The 21482-nt window shown below is 70.2% G+C and carries 21 protein-coding genes; 12 read left to right on the top strand and 9 right to left on the bottom strand.

Annotated elements, in window-relative coordinates; genetic code table 11:
• Nucleotides 1-104: 104 nt before the first annotated feature.
• The 3 genes from ACK41C_RS02455 to ACK41C_RS02445 form a co-directional block, all read right to left on the bottom strand.
• Nucleotides 105-3158: a TonB-dependent receptor domain-containing protein gene (locus ACK41C_RS02455; RefSeq protein ID WP_409650062.1), complete on the bottom strand. Its 3054-nt coding sequence runs from the start codon at nt 3156-3158 to the stop codon at nt 105-107.
• A 117-nt stretch (nt 3159-3275) separates the two neighbouring features.
• Nucleotides 3276-4253 carry a FecR family protein gene (locus ACK41C_RS02450; RefSeq protein ID WP_409650060.1) on the bottom strand — a complete coding sequence of 326 codons (978 nt, stop codon included), beginning with the start codon at nt 4251-4253 and terminating at the stop codon, nt 3276-3278.
• A 14-nt stretch (nt 4254-4267) separates the two neighbouring features.
• Nucleotides 4268-4771: an RNA polymerase sigma factor gene (locus ACK41C_RS02445; RefSeq protein ID WP_409650057.1), complete on the bottom strand. Its 504-nt coding sequence runs from the start codon at nt 4769-4771 to the stop codon at nt 4268-4270.
• Between the two features lie 90 nt (nt 4772-4861).
• Here ACK41C_RS02445 and ACK41C_RS02440 point away from each other — a divergent pair, with 90 nt between their 5' ends.
• The gene (locus tag ACK41C_RS02440; protein WP_409650055.1) at nt 4862-5080 is read left to right on the top strand and encodes a helix-turn-helix domain-containing protein; all 219 of its coding nucleotides are present in this window, start codon (nt 4862-4864) and stop codon (nt 5078-5080) included.
• Nucleotides 5081-5228: 148 nt separating this feature from the next.
• Here the strand turns inward: ACK41C_RS02440 and ACK41C_RS02435 are convergent, their stop codons facing one another.
• On the bottom strand, nt 5229-5750 hold the full coding sequence (locus ACK41C_RS02435) for a hypothetical protein (protein ID WP_409650052.1): 522 nt from the start codon (nt 5748-5750) through the stop codon (nt 5229-5231).
• 68 nt (nt 5751-5818) lie between these two features.
• Nucleotides 5819-9061, bottom strand: a complete 3243-nt coding sequence (locus ACK41C_RS02430; protein WP_409650049.1) for a DEAD/DEAH box helicase — start codon at nt 9059-9061, stop codon at nt 5819-5821.
• Nucleotides 9062-9415: 354 nt separating this feature from the next.
• Here ACK41C_RS02430 and ACK41C_RS02425 point away from each other — a divergent pair, with 354 nt between their 5' ends.
• Together ACK41C_RS02425 and ACK41C_RS02420 are read left to right on the top strand one after the other, a co-directional pair.
• On the top strand, nt 9416-9643 hold the full coding sequence (locus tag ACK41C_RS02425) for a hypothetical protein (protein ID WP_409650046.1): 228 nt from the start codon (nt 9416-9418) through the stop codon (nt 9641-9643).
• Nucleotides 9644-9783: 140 nt separating this feature from the next.
• Complete coding sequence (locus ACK41C_RS02420; protein WP_409650043.1) at nt 9784-10095, top strand: excalibur calcium-binding domain-containing protein; 312 nt, start codon at nt 9784-9786, stop codon at nt 10093-10095.
• 9 nt (nt 10096-10104) lie between these two features.
• Here the strand turns inward: ACK41C_RS02420 and ACK41C_RS02415 are convergent, their stop codons facing one another.
• The gene (locus tag ACK41C_RS02415) at nt 10105-10587 is read right to left on the bottom strand and encodes a thermonuclease family protein (protein ID WP_409650040.1); all 483 of its coding nucleotides are present in this window, start codon (nt 10585-10587) and stop codon (nt 10105-10107) included.
• Here ACK41C_RS02415 and ACK41C_RS02410 point away from each other — a divergent pair.
• A complete protein-coding gene (locus ACK41C_RS02410; protein ID WP_409650037.1) occupies nt 10586-10867 on the top strand; it encodes a DUF4236 domain-containing protein in 282 nt (93 codons plus the stop codon). The genes ACK41C_RS02415 and ACK41C_RS02410 overlap by 2 nt on opposite strands.
• Nucleotide 10868: 1 nt before the next feature.
• On the opposite strand, the gene ACK41C_RS02405 is transcribed toward ACK41C_RS02410, so the two are convergent.
• The 3 genes from ACK41C_RS02405 to ACK41C_RS02395 form a co-directional block, all read right to left on the bottom strand.
• On the bottom strand, nt 10869-11351 hold the full coding sequence (locus ACK41C_RS02405; RefSeq protein WP_409650034.1) for an RES family NAD+ phosphorylase: 483 nt from the start codon (nt 11349-11351) through the stop codon (nt 10869-10871).
• A complete protein-coding gene (locus ACK41C_RS02400) occupies nt 11348-11842 on the bottom strand; it encodes an antitoxin Xre/MbcA/ParS toxin-binding domain-containing protein (protein WP_409650031.1) in 495 nt (164 codons plus the stop codon). Before ACK41C_RS02400 ends, ACK41C_RS02405 begins: the two co-directional genes overlap by 4 nt.
• Before the next feature lie 98 nt (nt 11843-11940).
• Entirely contained in the window at nt 11941-12408 is a 468-nt protein-coding gene (locus ACK41C_RS02395) for a helix-turn-helix domain-containing protein (RefSeq protein ID WP_409650028.1), read from the bottom strand.
• Between the two features lie 381 nt (nt 12409-12789).
• On the opposite strand from ACK41C_RS02395, the gene ACK41C_RS02390 reads away from it, so the two are divergent.
• The 8 genes from ACK41C_RS02390 (at nt 12790) to trbL (ending at nt 21480) form a co-directional block, all read left to right on the top strand.
• Nucleotides 12790-14637: a type IV secretory system conjugative DNA transfer family protein gene (locus ACK41C_RS02390; RefSeq protein ID WP_409650025.1), complete on the top strand. Its 1848-nt coding sequence runs from the start codon at nt 12790-12792 to the stop codon at nt 14635-14637.
• Nucleotides 14630-15100 (top strand): hypothetical protein, encoded by a 471-nt coding sequence (locus ACK41C_RS02385; protein WP_409650022.1) that lies wholly within the window; start codon nt 14630-14632, stop codon nt 15098-15100. Before ACK41C_RS02390 ends, ACK41C_RS02385 begins: the two co-directional genes overlap by 8 nt.
• Complete coding sequence (trbB, locus tag ACK41C_RS02380; RefSeq protein WP_409650019.1) at nt 15097-16053, top strand: P-type conjugative transfer ATPase TrbB; 957 nt, start codon at nt 15097-15099, stop codon at nt 16051-16053. The genes ACK41C_RS02385 and trbB overlap by 4 nt, the downstream gene beginning before the upstream one ends.
• Before the next feature lie 218 nt (nt 16054-16271).
• The gene (locus ACK41C_RS02375) at nt 16272-16592 is read left to right on the top strand and encodes a TrbC/VirB2 family protein (RefSeq protein WP_409650016.1); all 321 of its coding nucleotides are present in this window, start codon (nt 16272-16274) and stop codon (nt 16590-16592) included.
• Nucleotides 16592-16870, top strand: a complete 279-nt coding sequence (locus ACK41C_RS02370) for a VirB3 family type IV secretion system protein (protein WP_409650013.1) — start codon at nt 16592-16594, stop codon at nt 16868-16870. The genes ACK41C_RS02375 and ACK41C_RS02370 overlap by 1 nt, the downstream gene beginning before the upstream one ends.
• 10 nt (nt 16871-16880) lie before the next feature.
• The gene (trbE, locus tag ACK41C_RS02365; RefSeq protein WP_409650010.1) at nt 16881-19322 is read left to right on the top strand and encodes a conjugal transfer protein TrbE; all 2442 of its coding nucleotides are present in this window, start codon (nt 16881-16883) and stop codon (nt 19320-19322) included.
• Entirely contained in the window at nt 19255-20043 is a 789-nt protein-coding gene (locus tag ACK41C_RS02360) for a conjugal transfer protein TrbJ (protein ID WP_409650007.1), read from the top strand. The genes trbE and ACK41C_RS02360 overlap by 68 nt, the downstream gene beginning before the upstream one ends.
• A 9-nt stretch (nt 20044-20052) precedes the next feature.
• Nucleotides 20053-21480 carry a P-type conjugative transfer protein TrbL gene (trbL, locus tag ACK41C_RS02355; RefSeq protein ID WP_409650004.1) on the top strand — a complete coding sequence of 476 codons (1428 nt, stop codon included), beginning with the start codon at nt 20053-20055 and terminating at the stop codon, nt 21478-21480.
• Nucleotides 21481-21482 lie beyond the last annotated feature (2 nt).

Below are 21482 nucleotides of genomic sequence, written 5' to 3'. Positions count from 1 at the left end.
GTCAGGAGGTCCTCGACCGTGACGGGACGAGCCGTGCCCGCGCCCGCGCACAGGAGCATGCCGGCGGCCAGCGCCGGCCCGAACAGCCGCCGTAACACGGCCGTCTACCAGCGACGGGTGAGCTGCAGGACGACGTAGCGCCCGATCGGATCGGCGTTGGCCGGGTCGTAGGCCAGCCCGGACGTGTTGTCGTAGAACGGCGGCGACCGGTCGAACACGTTGCGGACGATCAGCGTGGCCGCGGCGTCCTTCAGCGGGCCCCGGGAAGGCGCCCAGCGCAGCTGCAGGTCCGCGGTCGCGTGGTCGTCGATCCGCGCGCCCACCCCGTCCCGGTAAGCCGAGACATAGTTGATGGCGACGCCGGAGGTGAGGTCGCCGCGCGTCCAATCCGCCGTCGCCCGGCCGCGGAAGCGGACCGGGAAGCCCGCCACGCCCCGCCGCTCCACGATCGGCGAAGCGGGCGTCACCTGCTGCTCGTAATCGAGGATGTAAGCGCCGGTGGCCGCGAGGTCGAGCCGACCGCCGCCCAGCTCGAAGCCGCCCGTGGCGGTCAGGTCGAGGCCGCGCACGTGCAGGCCGCCGGTGTTCACATAGCGGTTGTCGACGAGCGCCCCATACTGCTCGGCCGGGAAGCTGCCGTTCACGCTCACGAACTGCGGGCTGGAGATCAGAGCGGTGATGCGCGCCAGGTCGGCGGCGTTCAGGGCCGGGGCGATCCGCTCGACGAAGGGCGCGAGCGTCGGGTCGCTGAGCGCCGTGGTCACGCTCTGCTGCACCGGCCGCTCGATCCGATCGTCGAAGCGGACGTCGAAGCCGGTCAAGTGGACGGCCACCGGCCAGTTCGGCGGCGCCACGTCGAGCGTGGCCGTCCAGGACTCCGCCGTCTCCGGCTCCAGGTCCGTATTGCCGCCGTTGAGCAACAGGCTGAGGACGCGCGCCCCGCCGAAGGGCAGGAAGGTGGGGCTGTACGAGGTCGGGTCCTGGACCTCCCGCAGCGCCGGCGCCCGGAAGGAGCGGCCGTAGGTGGCGCGCACGGCCACGCCCGGTAGCGCTTCCCAGATCAGGCCCAGCCGCGGATTGGTGGTCGGGCCCACGTCCGAGTAACGTTCGGTGCGCAGCGATGCGGAGAACTCGAGCCGCTCGACGCCCGGCCGGCGGTTGACCGGCCCGATCAGAGGCGCCCGGGCCTCGAGGAACCCGGCGGCGACCGAGCGCGACACGTCCACCGCCCGGGTGGGCGTGGGCGCCAGCGAGCTGGCGTAATTGGCCCCCGAACTGGTCAGGGTTTCCCGCCGCGCCTGCACCCCGGCCGCTACCTTCAGCTCGCCCCCCGGGAGCCGCCAGAGCGCGCCGTCCAGTTGCAGCCCGCCCGAGACCACCCGGCTGCGGCTGCGGCTGGTGCTGAACCCGCTGCCGACGAAGGCCAGGACCTCCGAAGAGTTGGCGCCCGGAACCCCCGCGAACGGATTGAAGAAGCCGTCGCGCGCCGTGCTGAACAGCGTCTGCGGGCGGTCCGCCACGGCGCCCAGCGCCTCGCTCAGCAGCGCGCTGTTGACCAGGCCGGTGTTGCGGGACTCGTCGATCTCCTGGGCGAAGGCGCCGTGCAGGTCCGCCCGCCAGCCGCGGGGGAGCCGCGCCTCGGCTCCGGCGGTCAGGGCCAGGGTCTCCGCGGTCCCGGAGATCACCGGGTTCGGCAGGTCCTCGGCGAAGGAGTAGGCGAGGCTGTGGCTCGCCGCCCCGGTCGGCGACACGAAGAAGGGATTGCTGCGGTTCACCGTGAAGGTCGCCGTGCTCGGCAGCGACCGCAGCCGGAAGCGCCGGGCGCTGTAGCGGGCGTCGGCGGTGAGCTCGAATCCTTCACCCACCGCCTGGTCGAGGGCCAGATACACCGCGTTGAGCGTCTGCTGCGGGAGGAGGTCGCTGCCCTTCCGCGGCTCGCCGCGATTGGCCGTCCCCGCCTGCAGGTCGCCCGGCTGCAGGCCCACCCCGTTTTGGCCGGCGGGGATCGCCCAGTACGGCGCGGTGATCCCGGTGACCGGATCGGTGCGCTGGATATTGCCCGGGAAGCTGTTCGCCTGGCGCTGGTCGCGGCCGCCGAAGCGCCGCAGGTCGGCCGAGGCGCTGAACGGCCGGGCCGCCGCCGGCAGCGCGTCCCGCCGCTGGAGTTCGTAGGCAAACAGCGCGCCGCCCCCATCCCAGCGGCGTCCCGCGACGACCGAGGCCTGGCCCTCCACCGGCTCGCCGCGGGTCGCGGTCCCGCCCAGCAGCCGCAGCTCGCCGCCCTCCAGCCCCCGGCGCAGGATGATGTTCACGACCCCGCCGACGGCGTCGGACCCGTAGATGGCCGAGGCGCCGTCCAGCAGAACCTCCACCCGCTCCACCGCCGCCGTGGGAATGCTGGAGACGTCGGCGAAGTCGCCGAAGGCGCCGGAGCCGGCGATCCGCCGGCCGTTGACCAGCACGAGGGTGGCCCCCGCGCCCAGGCCCCGCAGATTGATGCCTGTTCCGAATGCGCCATTGCGTCCCGACCGGTCCGCGCCCGTCAGCGCCGTACCCTCCGCGGCTCCGCCGCCGAAGTTCTGCGGCAGCGCCCGCAGCGCCTGGACGAGGGTGGTCTGTCCCGTCCGCTCCAGGTCGGCGCGATCGGCGACGACCAGCGGGGAGGGGCTCTGCACCCCGCGGATATGGCTGCCGGTGACCTGCAGCTCCTCCACGGTGGTCGGCGCGGTCGATGAGCCCGCTTCCACGAGCCCGAGGAGAGCCGGACCCGCCTCGGCGATCTCACCGACGAAAGGGCGGGGCGGGTTCGCCTCCGCCGGCGCCGCAGCGGCCCCCCGGCGCTGGACTACGAGCACCTCAGGCCCGGTGCGCCGCGCCGAAAGGTCCGTCCCGCCCAGCAGCACGGCCAGCGCCTGCTCCGGGGTGTAGCGCCCCTGCAGCGCCGGCGCCTTGCGGCCGGCCACCGCCTCGCGCGGGAAGAACAGCTGCTGGTCGGTCTGCTTGGCGAGCGAGAGCAGCGCCGCGTCCAGCGGCCCCGCTTCGATGTTCACGGCATAGAGCGACTGCGCCTGGACGGCCCCGGCCAGCAGCGCCGCCGCGCCGACGCCGAGCAGCAGCCGCCGAACCGAGCGAACGGGCGTCGAAGTTCCGAAGGTCATGTTTCCCCCACCGCGACGGTGAGGGCCCGCCGGGCCACAGCAGCCCGGCCGAACACGGCCAATTCCGTCGTCATGGGGTGGAGTCGGAAGAAGACGCCAAACACCCTCGAAAATAATTCAGCCGCCGGAGCTCTGGGCGGCCGGGACCAGCACGATCCGCCCATCCCGCTCGTCGACCGGCCGCAGCCCGTACACCGCCGCCACGGCGGAGGCGAAGGCCTCCACGTCGCCCGCGTCGAACACCCCGCTCACCGGCTCGTCGCCGAGACCCGCCGCGTCCCCAAGTTCGATCTTGTGCGCCGAGTAGCGGTTCACCTCGGCCACCGCCGCCGCCAGCGGCGTGTCCCGGAAGACCAGGCGGCCGTTCGTCCAGCTCACCGCGTCGGCGCCCGCGGCCCGCACCCGGCTCAATCCGGCGTCCGTCACACGAAGCTGCTGGTTCGGCAGAAGCTCCGCGGCCTCGCCCCGGTCGTCCTCGATCCGCACGCGGCCGTCGACCAGCGTCACCGAGACGCCGTCGCGATCGCGCCGGACGTCAAACCGCGTGCCCAGCGCCCGCACCTCGGTCCCGCCGGCGTCCACCAGGAACGGCCGGGCCGGATCGTGGGCCACGTCGAAGAAGGCCTGGCCCCGCCGCAGGTACACCCGGCGCATATCGCCCCAGAAGACCACACGCACCGTGCTGTCGGTGTTTAGCCGCACCCGCGAGCCGTCGTCCAGCACCACCAGCCGCTGCTCGCCCACGGCGGTGCGATAGCCCGGCGCCAACGCCCGGTCCGCCCATGCCAACAGGATGAGCCCCAGCGCCCCGGCCACCGCGGCGGGCAACCAAATCTGCCGCCAGTCCCGCCGGCGTCGCAGCGGTCGCTTCGCGAGCACCTCGCGGGCGGCTGCCTGTACCTCGGGATGGCCGACCAGCGCCCCCGTGGCCCGCCAGCCCGCCTCCACGCGCCGGAAGGCCTCGGCGTTCACCGAAGACTGCTTCCAGGCCTGGAAATCCTTGAGGGCGCGCGCGGTCACAGACGGCCGGCGCAGCCGCTCGAACCATTCGGCCGCCTCCGTCTCCGCCCGCGAGAGCTCCGCCTGATCGCTCATGCCCAAAGCGCCGCCTATTCCCGCATCAGGGCGGCGAACCGCTTGTGGGCCTCCGTCATCCGCGCCTCGACGCGCTTGACCGAGATCCCGCACCGCTCCGCCGCCTCGGCGTAGGTGAGACCTACGACCCGAACCAACAGATACACCTCGCGCACCTTGGGCGGTAGCTCGCGCAGAAGTTGTTGCAACAGCACCCGCTCAAGCTGGTCCGGAAGGTACCCGCTCTCAGGCTCCCGCACCTCCACGCGCTCAGCCCGACCTTCCCGCCGGAACTGATCCGCAGCAGCCCGCCGCGCCAAGGTGGCGAGCAGGGCGCGGGGATTGGTAACTACGCCGCTGATCCTCGCGCACCGGGCGAACGCCTCCTGCGAGAGTTCCTCTGCGAGATCGGTGCCGAACTTGCGCGCCACAAAGTTCAGCAGCCAGTGCCGATGTTCCCGGTACAGTAGGTCGCATTGCGCTGCATTCGAGCGGACCAAGCTCGTGGCGATCTTCGGTCGTGTCGGGAAGGAGGCCATAGCTGCGGCTCAAGTCGAACTCGCGCCGAGTCTAACAACACACACTGTCAGTGTGTAGAGCGTAGCTGGCAGCGAAGCGAACTTCCGGCTGTGCCGGTTGACGCCGAACTCCTGCGCCTAGGACGCCGCATTCGCGCATGCCGCGAAGCTCAGCAACTGAGCCAGGAGGAGCTTGCCGAGCGTGCAGGGCTTCACCGCAATTACGTCGGCTTGGTCGAGCGCGGCGAACGCACCGCTTCCGTGAAGACAATATTCGCGCTCGCCCGCGGGCTTGGCCTGCAGCCTGTGGAATTCTGGCGCTTTGACTGAACTGTCGTCCGGAGTACCCGAAAGGTCAGCTGCTGACTCTTAGGGGACCTTCGGAAGGTCGGCCCCACGGCGCTCGCCAAGCTGGCCGCGCGGCCGCCGCAGCTGGCTTAACCGGGATCTCGCAAAGGGCGTTGCCCGACGAGGCCAGTTACGAACCAGACCACTCGGGACGTTTCAATTCGTGGCCTAGCACTAAGGCGCCGGCGAGCGTCAGCCGGTCGTTCAGGAACATACGAAGTTGGTCGCGCTCGTCTTCGGTGGCGGTCTCTCCGTTGAGGTCTGAAGCAAAGGTTTCTAGGAAAAGGCTTGTCAGCCTCACAGTTTGACCCATCGCGCCTAGTCGACGTGCGACTGAGTTGGGCCCCTGGTTGTCCAGCTCGAAAATCGGAAATCGGCTCAGCTCGTCCACTACAGCGGTCATGGTTAGAGCGGCGGCTCGAACTGAAAGCGGGGAAGGGAGGAAATTCGCCGAGGTTCGATGATAACTCTCGATCACTTCATAGCCGTTCAATAGGAGCCGCTTGGCCGCCTCCTGAAGCTGTCGCTTGCGGCGCCAGGTTGGAGCGAACGCCGTGACGTATGTGAGCCCTAACGCCAAGATTGCGCCGGCGAATTGGGCCCAGCCCGCCAGCTTGTCGTGCGCAGTCAGCCACACAATTAGGTCTTGCATGATGGAAGCTCTCGGGCACTGGCGCACCAGCGACCCCCGACGAATCCCGGAGGGACTCAAGTGATCGCTTACTCGCTTGCGATAACTTTTAGAGGCATGGCTCGCGTTTCAAGTAGATAGGTTTCAGCGCCCGCAAGGAGATGAAGGCCCTCCTCACCAACCGCCCTACGGGATAGGCCAGGCTGGACTATCTTCACGTCGTATTCGTACCGGTAGTCCTGCCACCCGGCCTTGAGCTTCTTCAGGGCGGCGGCCGTACCTTGTTCAAACCTCGACGCCGCCCCCCTATCGAGGCGGAGCCTTTCGCGCTTCAGCATGTGCTGGAACATGCGATTGGGGCGGTCCCGCCAGCGAGCGGATTTCTGCGCCTGACCGCAGACCTCGTAGAGATCCTTCACGCGCGCCCCGGGAGCATCGCTGCTGGAGTATTTGCAGTGGTAGAGCGTCACGTAGACGACACTCTCAGTCACCCGGATGGCGACGACGTCCGCGATCTCACCGGCGCCGTCGTCATCGAAGATGATGTCGTAGGGCGCTTCGTCCGCGAGAAGGGTTTCAATCACCAGCCGTTGGACGGAGTCTGCCCGCTTGGAGGGGCCCTGAGATTCCGCGCGAATGTCGGTCTTGCTCCAGTCCCAGGTCTCGATCTTCTCCGGTGGATACGGCGCAGGAGTCTGTCCCTCGGGCAGCACGTAGAGGTGGCTGTAGATCAATAGGGACCCGTCCCCAAAATCGATCTGCGGCGAGTCGTCGGCGAAGGCCTCCGACAGCGTTTGGAGCTTGCTACCGATCTTGATCGTCGCCCGCGGCCCCTTCATTTGAGGGTAGCGAGCCCCTCCCTCGCTGAAGACCACATCGAATTGAGCAGCCTGCGTGTCGTTGCGAACGATGAAGCGCAAGGGACCGGACCGGTTATGATCTGCCAGTTCGATATCGCACTCAGTGAGAAGGGCGACTTGGTCGCCGAAGGCGATTTCGACCCTGTCTTCGAGCTGGGTGAGCAGTGACTCCGGCCAATGGATTGCGACAGGCGGAACCGCTGGGCGTTCGCTGATCTGCCGCGGGCGCATTGCGCTCTTGAACACGCCGTCTGTGGTGATCCCAGCGTCTGTGACCGAGCGACCGATCTCCTGACACCAGTCCACCCAATCGGTCAGGTCCCTGACGCGGGAGATTGACCAGAATTTCCCCTTGGCCGAACAGCCACGAGCTGCCGGCGCGCCGTCCAGGAAGCCCGTCCCAAAAACATTGTTCTTGATGCGGGCTTGTGACTTCGCGTTGTCGAGGCCCTCGGCAACGTCGACCCCCATGTACATCGAGTAACGAACGCCGCGTCCCTGGTGGTGGGTCAAACCCAGATTGCGGAGGATAAGTCGCTTGAAGCCGGCGAGGCTGCGGAAGACGTCCTCGCCTTCAATCCGCCGCGCATCCTCGCCGCAGACGGTCTTCGCCAGGCGGTCGAAAGTCCCTTTAATGGAGCTGCTTACGTAAAGCAGACGAGTCGACGCGTCCCAGTGCATCATGTGGAGATCCCACGTCACGTCGATCGCGTGCTGAGCGGTTGTCCAGGGCGCCTGTTCTTCGGCACGGGTGACAAAGATGGCTACGCCCTGATGGGGATTCACCTTCATGCCGAGGAACACGCCGGCGTCGTACAGATCCTCGGCGCGGAAGGGGTCCCAGTTGGCGCACGTAGTCTTGTAGACCACCGCGTTCATCTTGGGCTCGAGGGTCTGCAAGGGAATGTCGTTCAACGTGCCGACGAAACCCCTGAACATCTCGGCCCGACGGACCTGACGCTCAATGCGCGCTGAGCTCAGCGCCTCGACCAACGCGTTCCAGTCGGCGTCTTCGGCATAGAGCTTGGCGAGGGAGCGATCGATGTCGTCCACGCCGGTATTGGCGATGACTGTGGCGTCGCCGAGGGTGGGGTCCTGCCGCGTGAACCGGCCGACAAACTGGATCGTCACTGCGACGCTCTTGTGGTGATCGTGCAGCGCAGCGATCTTTAATTCGGGGAGGTCGAAGCCCTCGCCCAGCATGTCGACGCAGACGATGATCCTGCTGTTGAAACTGCGAAGCGCGGCGAGATTTTCCGACCGCTCACGCATCGACTGCTGGCTGTGGACGATCACCGGCCGGTGCTGCGGATAGATATCCGAGTAGAGACGGTGCAGCTGCCTCGCGCGATCGATCGTATTGCAGCGCGCCATCGCGAGATGATTCAGCCCGGCGCTGAGATCGGCTTCCAAAATGTCGCCGACCTTTTGCGCGATAGCCAAGTCCGCGTCATCTCGCTCAAGCCCGAACACGGCCTCAAAGCGGATGGGTTTGAAGTAGCCTTCCTCTTGCGCCTTCTTGAGCGGGTACGTGTAGATGAACTCGCCATCGACGCGGCGACCGTCCTCACGGAAGGGTGTGGCTGTGAACTGGACGACCGGGAGTGGGGGGCTCCGGTCAGCGAACAGCCGACGAAACTCAGCCCAGGTCCGCGCACCAATGTGGTGCGCTTCGTCGATGAACAATGCGTCCGCTCGTGCTGCCATCCGCTCTTGGACGTCCGCATCCGCTCGACCCGCGACGTGCATGGTGGTCACCACGACGTTCGCCCGATCAAAGATCGCGTCGACCTCTGCAACGGAGGTTGGGATATGGGACAGGCGCAACACCACCGGGTGGATGGCTGCGTCGTCCAGGCAAGCTTGGGCCTTGAGCACGCCGAAGGACTCGAACTTGCGGCCGATTTGGTCCCTAAGCGCGTCGGTGGGCACCACGACAAGGAGACGCTCGAATCGCTGCCGGGCGTTGAGCGCCAGCATCGTTTCCGTCTTGCCGGTGCCAGTCGGCATCACGACGGTCGCAGGTTGCGTCGATCGCGTCGCGTGCGCCAGCGCCGCATGTAGGGCGCCAATCTGAGGTCGTCGTAGGCCGGGAGCCGCTGGTCGTCCGGCGCTCGCTGGTCGCCCCTCTCGCAGATGGACCGCGTCTTCCCAGGAGAGAGTGACTGCGCCGAGACGCGCCTGCATCTCTTCGTCACTCAGCGAAGAAGGATCCACGGGTAATGGGAAGAGCCACCGACTGTCGCCGCGTTCGAGGATGGCTGCGACGTCGCCGGCGTGAACAGCGCCTGGCGCTAACAGGACGAGATCGGCCTCGAACTTAGTGGATGTCTTGGCACCGACGACGACCAGTGTTTCGCCTGAAGGAAGGTTGGCCTTGAATCCGCTGGTGCGGCGAAAGGTGAATGGCTTCAGCCGGCAGGCGATCTTCGTCTGAGGGCGTGCTTGTTGGCGAATGGGGCTGCCCAGCAACCTACCCTCGAGTGCGAAGACCGGGGGAAGGTCGAGAGTGACGTCCTCCGCAAAGAGATCATCCTGCTCGATCGGATCAGCGCTGATCGGCCGCCCCCTGGACACTGCGTGGCAAGAGTGAATCCGACACCGAAGGTGGCGCCGTGCATCAAGCGTAGCCTTAGTGGAGTCGCCTACCTACTCAAGCGAGCTTTTTCTGCCAAATAGCGGTTGGCGCGAGGAGGCCCGCTTAGTCGCAGGCTAATGTCTGCTTCTGGCCCAGACGCGAATGTCCGCACCTGGCGCATTCCTGACGTTTCAAGGCGCGTGAAGCCTGCTGGCGTGACCCCGAAGGCGCCTCGTCGTAGTGACCGCATGCGGCGAAGCTCTGAACAGATGCTCGAAGAGGCGCGGGCGCTTCTCGCGCGGAAAGGGCGCCTGACCAGCAGCCTCCTCGACGTGGCCCCGGAGACCGCCTCGGCGAGGCAGTACATCGACCGCTTCGGAGGCCTGGGACGGCTCTACGAGTTGATCGGCTATTCGCCGTCAAAGTGGCAGAGCCTCAGCCTTCAGCGAGGCGTCGGCCGGCGGCGCGCGCCCTGATGACCGCAGCCTGACGTCGGTTCAGACCCTCCGCACCTAGGGCGACACTTCCGCTTCCCCGTTCTTGGCTCTCACGCGAGACTGAGCTGCAGCGAGTGGGGTGGAGAACGACGCGATCTAAAGTCGCTGGAGGGGGAAACATGCGGGCGATCATGTTCGCCGCGGCCGCGGCGGCCGTCTGTGGGAGCGCGACGGCGCATCCCGGCGGGCTCAATGCCGAAGGGTGCCACAACAACCGAAAGACCGGGGACTACCACTGTCACCGAACCGGCGCCGCTCAAGCGCCACGGCGACCGGCGCAGCCCGAAAGCCTCGTCTCCCGCTCCGGCGACGGCGCCTTCCCCAACTGCGCGGCGGCGCGGGCGGCGGGCGCGGCGCCCGTCCGGCGCGGCGAGCCCGGCTACGGCGCACATCTCGACCGTGACGGCGACGGCGTCGGCTGCGAGCGGTAATGCGGATGGTCAGCGGCGGCCGCGGCCGCCTTCGCGCACGCCCGCTTGCCGCAGCAGCGCGCCGAGCGGCTTCCGGTCGCGGGAGCAGGTCGCGACAATGCGATCCCAGGACCTGTGCTGCGCGCGGCAGGTGACCGTCCGGCCGAGCGTCAGGGCGCTGAGCGTCGCCTTGGCGGCCTGGCCGGCGGGCGTGTCGAGTTCCGGGGCGTAGAAGTCCGCGAGGCGCACCTCGATCCAGCTGGCCGGCGTCGGGCCACGGGCGACGCAGAGCGAGTCCCCGTCGCCCACATAGACGACCGGGCCGGTGAACGTCTGGCCTCGGCCGAGCCCCGGCGGCAGGGGGCCGCGATCGGGGATCGCCTTGCAGGGATCGGCGAGGGCGGGGCTGGCCGAAAGCAGAAGCAGGATCAGAGCGGGCGCGAGCCCGGACTTGATCGCTGGCTGAAGCTTGGCTGTTATCGGCGCAGGAGCTTCAGGGGAGGAGGGGCGCATGGGCTTTCGCATGTCGCGCCGGATCAAGATCGCGCCGGGCGTGCGCGTCAATCTCACCGCCAGCAAACGCGGGCTGACGTCAGGCCTGTCGGTCGGGCCGAAGGGCGCCAAGGTCTCGGTGAACTCGCGCGGCCAGAAGGCCACCACGCTCAGCGTCCCCGGAACGGGGATCTCGCATGTCAGCCGTTCGAAGGCGACCGCCCCGTCGGCCGGAAGCATTCTGCTGATCGTGGTGGCGGGCCTCGCGCTGCTCGGCCTGGCCGCGGCCCTGATCGATTGACCTAGGCCTTCGACAGCCGCGGATCGTAGAGCCACTTGCGGACCTTGGTCGCGGTGACGCCGGCGCTGTCCGGGTGCAGCGGGTTGATCAGGACATTCCGCTCCTCGGGGATGATCATCGACGGCACGACGAGGAGCGCCGTCGCCTTGGACTTGAGCCACGCGGAAGCGAAGTCGAGGCTCGCCTTGGCGGGCGGCTCCGCGTCCCAGCCGACCGGCAGCTCGTCGGGCGTGACGACCTTGGCGTTCGCCCAGACGTCCGGCGGCACGTCGATCTGCACGAGGTAGCGGTTCAGGGGCAGCCCGCCGGCGTTCAGGTGGACCATGGTCTCGAGGCAGGCGAGGGCGCGGGTCTCCGAGGCATAGACCGCCGGCAGCCCTTTGACGTTCCAGCGCCCGCCGGTGATCTCCGCGCCCTTGCCCGAGAGGTCGTGTGCCTCGTAGGCGGGGGCGTCCACGGCGATGCGCCAGAGCGTGCGCGTCAAGCGTAGGCCCCGCTCTGGATCCGGGCGAGGGTCTCTGACACCAGCGCCTGACCCTCCATGGTGTCCATCAGGTCGACCGGCCGGGCGCCGCCGAACGCAGGCAGCGGCTCCTGCAGCCAGCGGGAGGTCCAGGCCTTGGCGTCGAACCCCTTCGGATCGCCGGACTCCTCGACCATCGCCTCGACCTGGCCGATCAACTTGGCGAGCCCGACGAAGCGTTCGCTCTCGTCCTGGGCCAGCAGCTCCTGGTTCTTGGCCTTCCGGTTGATGGTGGAGATGGCCACGTGCAGGGCGTTGAAGGTGACCCCCACCGGCATCGCGAGGTCGGCGATGATCTGCTTGGCCTGCTCCGCCGGCAGGCCCGCCTTGACCAGCTCGATCCGGTCGAGCGGGTCGGCCTTGTAGATCGCGACGTAGCTCAGCGGCGCGCCGGCCGGTCCTCCGCGGGGAAGGGAGCGTCCGGTCTTCTCGGCGCGTGCGGCGTTGCCCATGTCGTGCTCCTTTGAGCGAATAGATAGCTCATATGGGCTGACAATGCGAGATGGCCGCCGGGGTTCATCTACAGACCTTGGCGCCGCGCCGTGTCGTGTCATGAGGGTCCCGGCTCCTCATCGGGCGGGGGCCTGCGGAGGCTGAGCGCCTGCAGCTGATCTGCCCGGGCCTCCAGGTCGGCGAACATCGCCTCGAACGCCTCCATCAGGCTGTAGGCGTCGAGGAGCGAGAGCTTGTCTCCTATCCGTTGATCGAAGGCCTGAAGCTGCAGGTGGAAGGCGGTCATGAACTTGTTGTCCGCCGTCCGCCGGGCGAATTCGCTGGAGCCGATCTCGAGCGCCGCCAGGATGCCGTAGGGATCGACGTCCAGGAGCTCGGCGAACTGGTGGATCCGCTCGACGTTGAGCGGTCCGCGGCCGGCTTCGAAGTGTTCGTAGGTTCTCTGCTTGAGGCCGAGCTCGGCCGAGACGTCCACCAGCCGTCGGCGCCGCATCCGGCGCAACGAACGCAGGATCATCGCCAGGAGCGGGCCCTTGGCGGCCGGGTCATCCGGCGGTGCAACCATGGGCTTGGACGCCCTCTTAAACCAACCCTACGTGGGTGGACTAAAGGGCAGAGGCCCGACTTAGCAAGGCGCGAGTCCGATAATTACTGAAGTCCGCCGCGACGCCCGCAAAGTGGTCGCGGACCGCGCGCAATCCCATTGCGGGCGTGCGGTTTCGGGCGCCCGGAAGCCCCTTTCGGACCGCATCAGGACCGCTTCTGCATACCGCCGATCTCCCGGTCTGATGCGCGGCGATCGGGTCCAGAGGCTGACCGAATCGTCCCGCCCAGGACCGAAATGACCGGGCCGTACATATTCCACGCCGAGGGTTGGCGGGTTTTGATCGCCTTTGCTGGCGGGCTCCCGCGAGGACGCATGGGCCTTGGTGTTCGATTGTGTGGCTTGGCCGCGGGAGGCCTGCTGGGCCTGCAGGCGGCGACGCAGTTCGTGGGCTGGTCGTTCGACTTCGCCCCGGCGCTCGGTGCGAGCCTGCCGGTCGCCGGAACGCCGCTCTATCCGCCGTGGTCGTTCCTCGTGTGGCGCGCCCGCTTCGAGGCCGAAGGTCCCCGGGTGTTCTCGGGCGCGACGGCGCTGCTGCTGTTGGGTGTGGTCGGGGGCCTCGGGGCGGGCGTGCTGCTGGGCGCAGAGGGCCGCCCCCAAAGGGTCCGAGGCTGGGGCGGTCTCGCCGAGGCTCGGCGGGCCGGGCTGCTGGCGAAGCGCGGCTGCGTGATCGGCGAGTTGAACGGGCGTGTGCTCATCACCGCCGACCTGCGGCCCACCCTGGTCACCGGCGGCACTCGGTCCGGCAAGGGGCGCGGACACGTGGCGCCCAGCCTGCTGTCCTGGACCGAGAGCGCCCTGGTCCACGACCCGAAGGGCGAGCTCTGGCGCGTCACCGCCGGCTGGCGGACCGGCTTCTCGCACACGCTGCGGTTCGACCCGCGTAGCGCGACCTCCGCTCGATGGAACCCGCTGGCGGAGATCCGGCCAGGACCGGGGGAGCTCGCGCAGGTGCAGCGGCTGGTGGCCATCCTCGCCGATCCCGGCGGCGTGCGTGATGACGAGGCGATCTGGGACAAGTCGGCCTCGGAGATCCTCGAGGCCGTCATCCTCCACGTGCTCTACACCGCCGACGACGCGGCCAAGTCCCTGGTGACGGTGCGCGGCCTGCTCGCCGACCTCGACGATGCCGCCGACCGCATGCTGAAGACCCTGCATCGCCCGGGCGCCGACGGGCGGCCGGAGACCCACCCCTTCATCGCCACAGCCGTGAAGGGCTATTCGGCGATGCACGACCGCTTCCGCACGTCCGTGCAGGGCACGGCGCGCTCCTATCTCAAGTGGCTGGCCGGAGAGGACCTGGAGCGCGTGCTCTCGGCGTCCGACTTCGCCCTCGGCGACCTGATGTGCGCCGACGCCCCGGTCAGCCTGTATGTCCAGGTCGCCCCCGCCGACGCCGCGGCGCTGCGCCCGCTGGTGCGGTTGCTGTTCTACGCCGCCGCCCAGTCCCTCACAGCCCACGAGCAGGCCGACGCGGCGGGCCGGCCAAAGCGCCACAAGCTGCTCATGGTGATGGACGAGTTCCCGCTGCTCGGCCGCGTGGAGTTCTTCGAGAAGAGCCTGCGGCTGATGAGCGGCTACGGCCTGAAGACGCTGTTCGTCGCCCAGAGCCTCAACGACATCGTCGAGACCTACGGGCCCAACAACACCATCCTCGACAACTGCCACGTCTACACCGCCTTCAGCGCGCTTGACCCGCTCACCCAGGACAAGGTGTCCAGGCTCACCGGCACGGTGGCGGAGTTGCGCACCAGCCGCAGCGGGCCCTCCGGGCTGGGGAGCGGGCGCAGTTCGGTCTCCCGATCGGAGGTGGAGCGCCCGTTGCTGGAGCCCGGCGAGATCCGCGCCCTCGACGACGGGGAACAGCTGGTGTTCGCCGCGGGCCGGCGGCCGCTGCGGACCCGCAAGCTGCAGTACGACCGGCGCGTGCCCTTCCGGACCCGTGCGGCCTTGCCACCGCCGGCCGACGCGCCGGTCGACACGCCCGGCGCGCCCGCCCATCCGTGGGCCGGCCGCCGCGCGCTTGGTGAGGACCCCACCGCGACGCTGCCGCTGTTCAAGGAGGTGGCGGCGGCCATGGACGACAAGAAGGCGGCCGCCCGCGCCGCCGAAATCTACGAGCGGGTCGCCGGCGAGATGGCCGCCCAGGAAGCGGCGCTCGACCATCTGCAGGGAAGACATCATGGGTAGGCGGGAAGTGGCGGTCGGCCAGCGCGTGCAGGTCTATTTCGAAGACGCGCGCATCGCCAAGGCGCTGGCCGAGGAAGCCGCCGCCAGCGGAGGCTCGGTCAGCCGCGCGGCCGAGCGCGCCATCGCGCGCGGCCTTGCGCGCCGGCTGGCGGGCGATCCCGAGGACCGGCTGCTTGCCGTCGAGCGGGCGGTGCGCGACCACGGCCGGGCGATGGCCCGCGACATGACCTTCATGCAGGAGCTGATGGCGCAGTTCGCGCGCGAGCTCTTCACGGTCCTGCCCGAACGCCCCGCCGACCGGGATCCCCTGCTGCAGGCCGCCGTCGAGGTGCGGGTCCGCCGGTTCATCGACGACACCATCGCCCGCATCGCCGGCGCGTCCCTGCGGGAGCACCGCGCGGAAGCCGAAGGGGAGGCAGGGGCGCCGTCGGAGGCGAGGTCCTTCCAGGCGGCGGACGCATGAGCCCGGACGACCGCTCGGACCTCCGCAAGCTGGAGGCGCTGCGGCACGCGCTCGGCGCGGCGGTGCTGGCGGCCCTGGACGAGCCGGGCGTCGTCGAGGTGCTCGCCAACCCGGACGGCCGGCTGGTCGTCGACCATGCCACCGGGGGGCGGCGGGACACGGGCGAGCGGCTGAGCCCGGCGGCCCGCGAACGGGCGATCCGCCTGGTCGCCGAACATGTCGGCGAACCGGTGACGCGCGAAGACCCCCGGCTCTCCGGCGTGCTGCCCACTGGCGAACGCTTCCAGGGTTTCCTGCCGCCGGTCTCGTCTGCGCCCACCTTCTCGATCCGCAAGCGGCCGCCGGTGATCTGGGGGCTCGACGACTATGTCGCCCAGGGCGTGGTCTCCGCCGGGCAGGCCGATGCGCTTCGGGCGGCCGTCACGGCCCGCCGGAACATCCTGATCAGCGGCGGCACCGGCTCGGGCAAGACGACCCTGGCCAACGCGCTGCTCGCCGAGCCGGCGTTCGCCGAGGACCGCGTGTTCCTCGTCGAGGACACCGCCGAGCTGCAGTGTTCGGCGTGGGACTGCGTGGCGGTGCTGACCCGCCGGCATCCCCGATCGATCGGCGTCGTCGACCTCGTGCGCGATGCGCTTCGCATGCGCCCCGACCGCATCGTGGTGGGGGAGATCCGCGACGGCGCGGCGGCCCTGGAGACCCTGAAGGCCTGGAACACCGGCCACCCCGGCGGCCTCTCGACCCTGCACGCGAATTCGGCGGAGGAGGCGCTGCAGCGCCTGGAGGACCTTTTGTTGGAAGTCGTGGCGGAGCCGCCGCGTCGGGCGCTGGCGCAGGCTGTCGATCTCATCGCGCATCTGCGTCGGACCGCGGACGGGCGACGGCTCACCGGCCTGCTGACCCTGGACGGCCTCGACGCGAACGGGAGCTACAGGCTCACCTCTGCGGCGTGAGCTTCTCTCGTTGGGTCCAAGTTGTCGACAGGATTGTCCAAGATTATGCGCGCGGCCGCGTCTAAACGCGAGCGTATAAGGACCGATTCGCGACTTGCCTCCAAGTTGGAAGAAAATATTCCGGCCCACTCCGTCCGGTCTCTGTTGACAGTCTGTGGATGGATTTGATTGCGTTGATCTGAGGCGCGCTTTCCAGCGCCGGATCAAGGACTTCGGACATGCGCCGGATACGCGTGTGCGGCCTCTTCGCCGCCGTGACCTCTTGCGCCCTGCTGGTCGCCGGACCGGCGGCGGCGGGCGGCTCCGGCATGCCCTGGGAAGGGCCTCTGCAGCAGATCGTCGAATCGGTGACCGGCCCCGTCGTCCAGGCCGCCGCGGTGATCGCCGTGGCGGTGTTCGGCGCGGGCGTCGCCATGAGCGAGAGCGGCTCGGGCATGCGGCGCGGCGTCGGCATCCTGTTCGGCCTGTCCATCGCCTTCGCGGCCTCGACCTTCTTCCTGGACTTCTTCGGCTTCGCCGGCGGCCTGGAGATCGGCTGATGGCTCAGGCCTCCGAACCCGCCCCGCGCGAAGGCTGGGAGCTGCCGGTGGCGCAGAGCCTCGCCGAACCCGTGCTGCTGGCCGGCATGCCGCGTGACTACGCCATCCTGATGGGCACCGTCGCCCTCGTGCTGGGCCTGGCGCTGCGCATCTGGTGGCTCGGCCTGCTGTGGTGGACGGCCGCCCACGCCCTCGGGATCGCCGCGGCGCGGGCTGACAAGCTGTGTTTCGACGTGCTGAGGCGTCATCTCGCCCGGCCTGGCCACCTCGACGCGTGAGGACGGGCCGATGCGCTTCCTCCACGAACATCGCCGGCGGCCCGCGAGCCTCGCCGACCATCTGCCCTGGGCCGCGCTGGTGGCGCCGGGCGTCGTCCTCAACAAGGACGGCTCCTTCCTGACCGCGTTCGCCTTCCGCGGCCCAGACCTGGAGTCCTCGACCGAGGACGAGCTGATGGCGGTGCGCGCCCGCCTCAACAATACGCTCCGTCGCCTGGGCTCCGGCTGGTGCCTGCACGTGGAGGCGCGGCGGCGCCCCGCCGAGCCCTATCCGCCAACGGACGCGGAGGTGACCGCCGCCTGGCTGGTGGACGCCGAGCGCCAGGCGCTGTTCGACGGCGCCGAGCCGGCCTTCGAGAGCGAGTTCCGGCTCGCGCTCACCTGGCTTCCGCCCGCCGACGAAACCCGGAGGCTCCAGCGGCTGATGTTCGACGGCCTCGAACGGACCGGCCGCGACTGGCGCGCCGCCCTCGAGGCCTTCCGCCGGCAGACCGACGCCGTGTTCGACCTCCTGGCCGACGTCCTGCCCGAGTGCCGGCGGCTGGACGACGCGGCCTTGCTCCACTGGCTGCATGCCTGCGTCTCCACGCGGCCCCACCCCATCGACCCGGACGCGACGCCGGCGTTCCTGGATGCGGCCCTGGCGGATGCGCCGGTCACGGGCGGCGTCACGCCGCGGCTCGGGACGGCGTGGCTGAAGGTGGTGTCGGTCCGCGGGATGCCGGCCGCGACCCGCCCGGGTCTCCTCGACGCGCTCTCGTCCCTGCCGTTCCCCTACCGGTGGACGGCCCGCTGGATCGCCCTCGACAAGGCCGACGCGGAGCGGGAGATCGCCAAGCTGCGCAAGCGCTGGTTCGCCAAACGCAAGGGCGTCGGCGTGCTGCTGCGCGAGGCCGTGACCAAGGAAGAGGTCCCGCTTCTCGACACCGACGCCGCCGCCAAGGCCGAGGAGTGCGACGGCGCGCTGGCGGCGCTTGGCGCCGACGCCTGCGCCTACGGCTACCTGACCCTCACCGTGACCCTGCTCGACGGCGATCCCGCCGCCGCCGCGGAGAAGGCGCGCGCCGTGGAGGCGACGCTGAACGCCCACGGCTTCGTCGCCCGCGTCGAGGACCTCAACGCCGTCGACGCCTGGCTGGGCTCCATCCCAGGCGAGCCCTACGCCGACGTCCGCCGGCCGATGGTCTCGACGCTCAACCTCGCCGACCTGCTGCCGGCGTCGGCCGTCTGGGCCGGGCCGGCCCGAGATCCGGCCCTGGAGGGTCCGCCGCTGGCGGTCGCGCGCACGACGGGCGCCACGCCGTTCCGCCTGGTGCTGCACGTCGGCGACGTCGGGCATGCCATGGTCGTGGGCCCCACCGGCTCCGGCAAGAGCGCGCTCCTCGCCTTCCTGGCGCTGCAGTGGTTCCGCTATCCGCAGGCGCGGGTGGTGTTCCTCGACAAGGGCCGCAGCGCCCGGGCCGCGACCCTGGCCGCCGGCGGCGCCTGGCGCGCGCTCGAGCCGGACCAGCCCTTCGCCCTGCAGCCGCTGGCGCGCATCGACGACATGAGCGAGCGGGCCTGGGCGGCGGAATGGCTGGCGGAGGTCCTGCGGGGCGCCGGCTGCGCCGTCACGGCGGCGCTGCGCGAGGAGGTCTGGGCCGCGCTCAAGGCCCTCGCCGAAGCGCCCGCCGACCAGCGCACGCTCACGGTCTTTGCCGCCCTGCTGCAGGACCGGGCCGCGGCCGCCGCCCTCGAGCCCTTCACGCTCGAGGGGCCGCATGGGGCGCTGCTCGACGGCGCCCGCGAAGACCTCGCCGCAAGTCGCTTCGACACCTTCGAGCTCGAGCGCCTGATGGCGACGCCGTCGGCGTTGGGCCCGGTGCTCGGCGCGCTCTTCCACCAGCTCGAGCGCGGATTCGACGGACGACCGACCCTGCTGGTCCTCGACGAGGCCTGGCTGTTCCTGGACGACACCGGCTTCGCGGCGAAGATCCGCGAGTGGCTGAAGACGCTGCGCAAGAAGCGGGTGGCCGTGGTGTTCGCCACCCAGAGCCTCGACGATGTGGCGGCCTCGAGCATCGCCGCCAGCCTGATCGAGTCCTGCCCGACCCAGGTCTTCCTGCCCAATCCGCGGGCCCTCGAGCCCGGCTCGGCGGAGCTCTACCGCGCCTTCGGCCTCAATCGCCGGCAGCTTGAGCTGATCGCCCACGCGACGCCCAAGCGGTCCTACTACTGGCGCCAGCCGCACGGCCGCCGGCTCTTCGACCTCAAGCTCTCCGGCGTGGCCCTCGCCCTCTGCGGCGCGTCCGCGCCCGAGGATCACCGCCTCATCGACCAGGCGCTCGAGCGGTCCGGCCCGGACGGCTTCCTGCGCGCCTTCCTGCAAGCCAAGGGAGTCCGTCATGTGGATCCGCTGTTCGACGCGCTCGCCCACACGCCCGCCGACCGGCCGCCGCTCGCCGCCGAGTAGGGCGCGCGCCGCCCTCGTGCTGATCCTGCTCGCCGGCGGGGCCTGCTCCGGGCCGAAGCCGGCCGAGGCCCAGCAGGTGGTGTTCGATCCCAAGAACCACCTGGAGAACGCCCTGCAGGCCGCCCGCCAGCTGGACAGCCTCGCCAACGAGGCCCGCATGCTGGCCAACCAGGCGCGGGAGCTCGCGGCCTCGCCGTACAGCCATCTCGGCGAGACCGGCGAGGCGCTGCGCGAGATGGGCGAGCTCGCCCGCTCGGTGAAGGGCGTCGCCGCGGACGTCGAGGGGCTGCAGCGCGATTTCGAGCAGCTCTACCCGGCGGCCGTGCAGGGGCTGGATCCCAGGCAGGCGCTGCAGCAAAGCCGGGCGCGCAACGCCAAGGCCCGCGAGACCGCCCGCGACCTCGCGCGCACGGCCGCCGAACTCGAGCGGCTGGCCCAGGGCCGCGCCGGACGCCTGCAGGGGGCGCTCGGCGCCAGCCAGGCGGCCACCGGCCAGACGGCCGCGATCCAGTCCTCGACCCAGGTGCTGGCGGTGCTCGCCGAGGACCTTACCGCCATGCGCACCATCCTCATGGCCCAGTCGCGGCTGATGGCGGAGGAGACCGCCCGCCGTTCGGCCGAGCGGGCCGCGGGCGCGGAGGCCCGGCGGCGGTTCTGGCACGACGGTGCCGCGGCGCCCGCCAATCCCGACTTCGATCCCTATTCGCCGGCGTCGCGGTGAGGTCCGGCCATGTCCGCCGTCACGATGCAGACGCCCAACGACCTGATGGTGGTGTTCTCGAACACCGTCTCGTCCGGCTTCGCGGCTCTCCAGGGTCCGGTCAACGGCGTCTTCGGCCTGATGATCGCCCTGGTGGTGGCGCTCACCGGCATCCAGTGGGCGCTGTCCTCCAACCGCGAGGTGCTGGCGGCCGGCTTCGGCAAGATCCTGCTGATCGGCTTCTTCGCCTATCTGATCAACGACTGGGAGCGGCTCAGCCTGCTCATTCAGTCCGGCTTCGTGGACATCGGGCTGCGCGCCGGCGGCGGCGGACTCAGCCGCGGCGACTTCCTCAACCCCGGCGCCATCCTCCACGAGGGCTGGCGGATCGTGAAGGCGCTGGGCGAGACGCCCGCGCCGGTCGAGAACCCCATCGACGTGATGGGCAACCTCACCGACGCCCTGGTCCTCGGTCTGGCGATGATCGGCATCATGCTGGCCTTCGCGGTGCTGGCGCTGCAGATCATCGTCACCCTCCTGGAGTTCAAGATCGTCACCCTCGGCGGCTTCGTGCTGCTGCCGTTCGGGATCTGGTCGAAGTCCGCCTTCCTCGCCGAGCGGCCGCTGGGCTTCGTGGTCGCCTCCGGCCTGAAGGTGCTGGCGCTCGCCATCGTCGTCTCCGGCGCGCGCTCGGTGTTCGACCAGCTGCAGCCGTCCGCCAATCCCGGCCTGCAGGAGGCGCTGGCGATCCTCTCGGCCTCGCTGCTGCTGGCCATGCTGGCGATCTTCGTGCCGAACCTCGCCGCCGCCCTGGTCACCGGGGGCCCCGCCCTGGGCGCCGGGGCCGCGGCGACCGGCGGGCTGGCGGTGGCCGGCGCCGGAGCCCTGGCCGCGGCCGGCGTCACCGGGCTCGAAACAGCGGCCGCGCGGATCGCCGGACCCTCCCGCGCCGCGGCCGGCGCCGGGACCGGGCGTCCGCCGGCGCCGCCGCCACCTTCCGGGCGGCCGCAAGGACCGCCGCCCGGACCGCCCTCAGGCCCGCGCCCCACCAACGACAATCCCCACGGTCCCGGGCGGTCCGCGTCCGGCCGCGGCGGCTCGCTCGGCGGCGTCGCCGAGCCCGCGAGCGCCTGGCGCGGGGAGGGCGCCTCGGGCGGCGGTTCGTCGGGCCACGATGGCGGACCGAGGGACGCGGCGCGGCCGGCCGCCGCAGACGCGGCGTCCAGATCCGCCCCAGGCCGACCGGCGGACACCATCGCCGGCGAGCGCGAGGCCGCCCGCGCCGCCTTCCACCGGGCGGCCCAGGCGGACGCCGCGCCCGCCACACCCCAGGCGGGGGAGGGCCGCCGCAGCGCCGCCGTCCGCGCCTTCTTCGCCGCCAACGCCGGTCGGTCCCTGCTGCCCGCCGGCGAGAGCAGCGGCGCGATCGCCCCGCAGCTGAAGACCGAGGAGCCGTGAGG

Source organism: Phenylobacterium sp. (assembly GCF_046290725.1).
GTDB lineage: Bacteria > Pseudomonadota > Alphaproteobacteria > Caulobacterales > Caulobacteraceae > Phenylobacterium.
The sequence above is the reverse complement of the archived record's forward strand: the minus strand, read 5'-3'. Positions and strand labels throughout refer to the sequence as shown.

Bases quoted from the DNA above. Each gene is read 5' to 3' on its own strand.
- ACK41C_RS02455 (WP_409650062.1), bottom strand. From the start codon at position 3,158: ATGACCTTCGGAACTTCGACGCCCGTTCGCTCGGTTCGGCGGCTGCTG.
- ACK41C_RS02450 (WP_409650060.1), bottom strand. From the start codon at position 4,253: ATGAGCGATCAGGCGGAGCTCTCGCGGGCGGAGACGGAGGCGGCCGAA.
- ACK41C_RS02445 (WP_409650057.1), bottom strand. From the start codon at position 4,771: ATGGCCTCCTTCCCGACACGACCGAAGATCGCCACGAGCTTGGTCCGC.
- ACK41C_RS02435 (WP_409650052.1), bottom strand. From the start codon at position 5,750: ATGCAAGACCTAATTGTGTGGCTGACTGCGCACGACAAGCTGGCGGGC.
- ACK41C_RS02425 (WP_409650046.1), top strand. From the start codon at position 9,416: ATGCGGCGAAGCTCTGAACAGATGCTCGAAGAGGCGCGGGCGCTTCTC.
- ACK41C_RS02420 (WP_409650043.1), top strand. From the start codon at position 9,784: ATGCGGGCGATCATGTTCGCCGCGGCCGCGGCGGCCGTCTGTGGGAGC.
- ACK41C_RS02410 (WP_409650037.1), top strand. From the start codon at position 10,586: ATGGGCTTTCGCATGTCGCGCCGGATCAAGATCGCGCCGGGCGTGCGC.
- ACK41C_RS02415 (WP_409650040.1), bottom strand. From the start codon at position 10,587: ATGCGCCCCTCCTCCCCTGAAGCTCCTGCGCCGATAACAGCCAAGCTT.
- ACK41C_RS02400 (WP_409650031.1), bottom strand. From the start codon at position 11,842: ATGGGCAACGCCGCACGCGCCGAGAAGACCGGACGCTCCCTTCCCCGC.
- ACK41C_RS02395 (WP_409650028.1), bottom strand. From the start codon at position 12,408: ATGGTTGCACCGCCGGATGACCCGGCCGCCAAGGGCCCGCTCCTGGCG.
- ACK41C_RS02385 (WP_409650022.1), top strand. From the start codon at position 14,630: ATGGGTAGGCGGGAAGTGGCGGTCGGCCAGCGCGTGCAGGTCTATTTC.
- trbB (WP_409650019.1), top strand. From the start codon at position 15,097: ATGAGCCCGGACGACCGCTCGGACCTCCGCAAGCTGGAGGCGCTGCGG.
- ACK41C_RS02375 (WP_409650016.1), top strand. From the start codon at position 16,272: ATGCGCCGGATACGCGTGTGCGGCCTCTTCGCCGCCGTGACCTCTTGC.
- ACK41C_RS02370 (WP_409650013.1), top strand. From the start codon at position 16,592: ATGGCTCAGGCCTCCGAACCCGCCCCGCGCGAAGGCTGGGAGCTGCCG.
- trbE (WP_409650010.1), top strand. From the start codon at position 16,881: ATGCGCTTCCTCCACGAACATCGCCGGCGGCCCGCGAGCCTCGCCGAC.
- ACK41C_RS02360 (WP_409650007.1), top strand. From the start codon at position 19,255: ATGTGGATCCGCTGTTCGACGCGCTCGCCCACACGCCCGCCGACCGGC.
- trbL (WP_409650004.1), top strand. From the start codon at position 20,053: ATGTCCGCCGTCACGATGCAGACGCCCAACGACCTGATGGTGGTGTTC.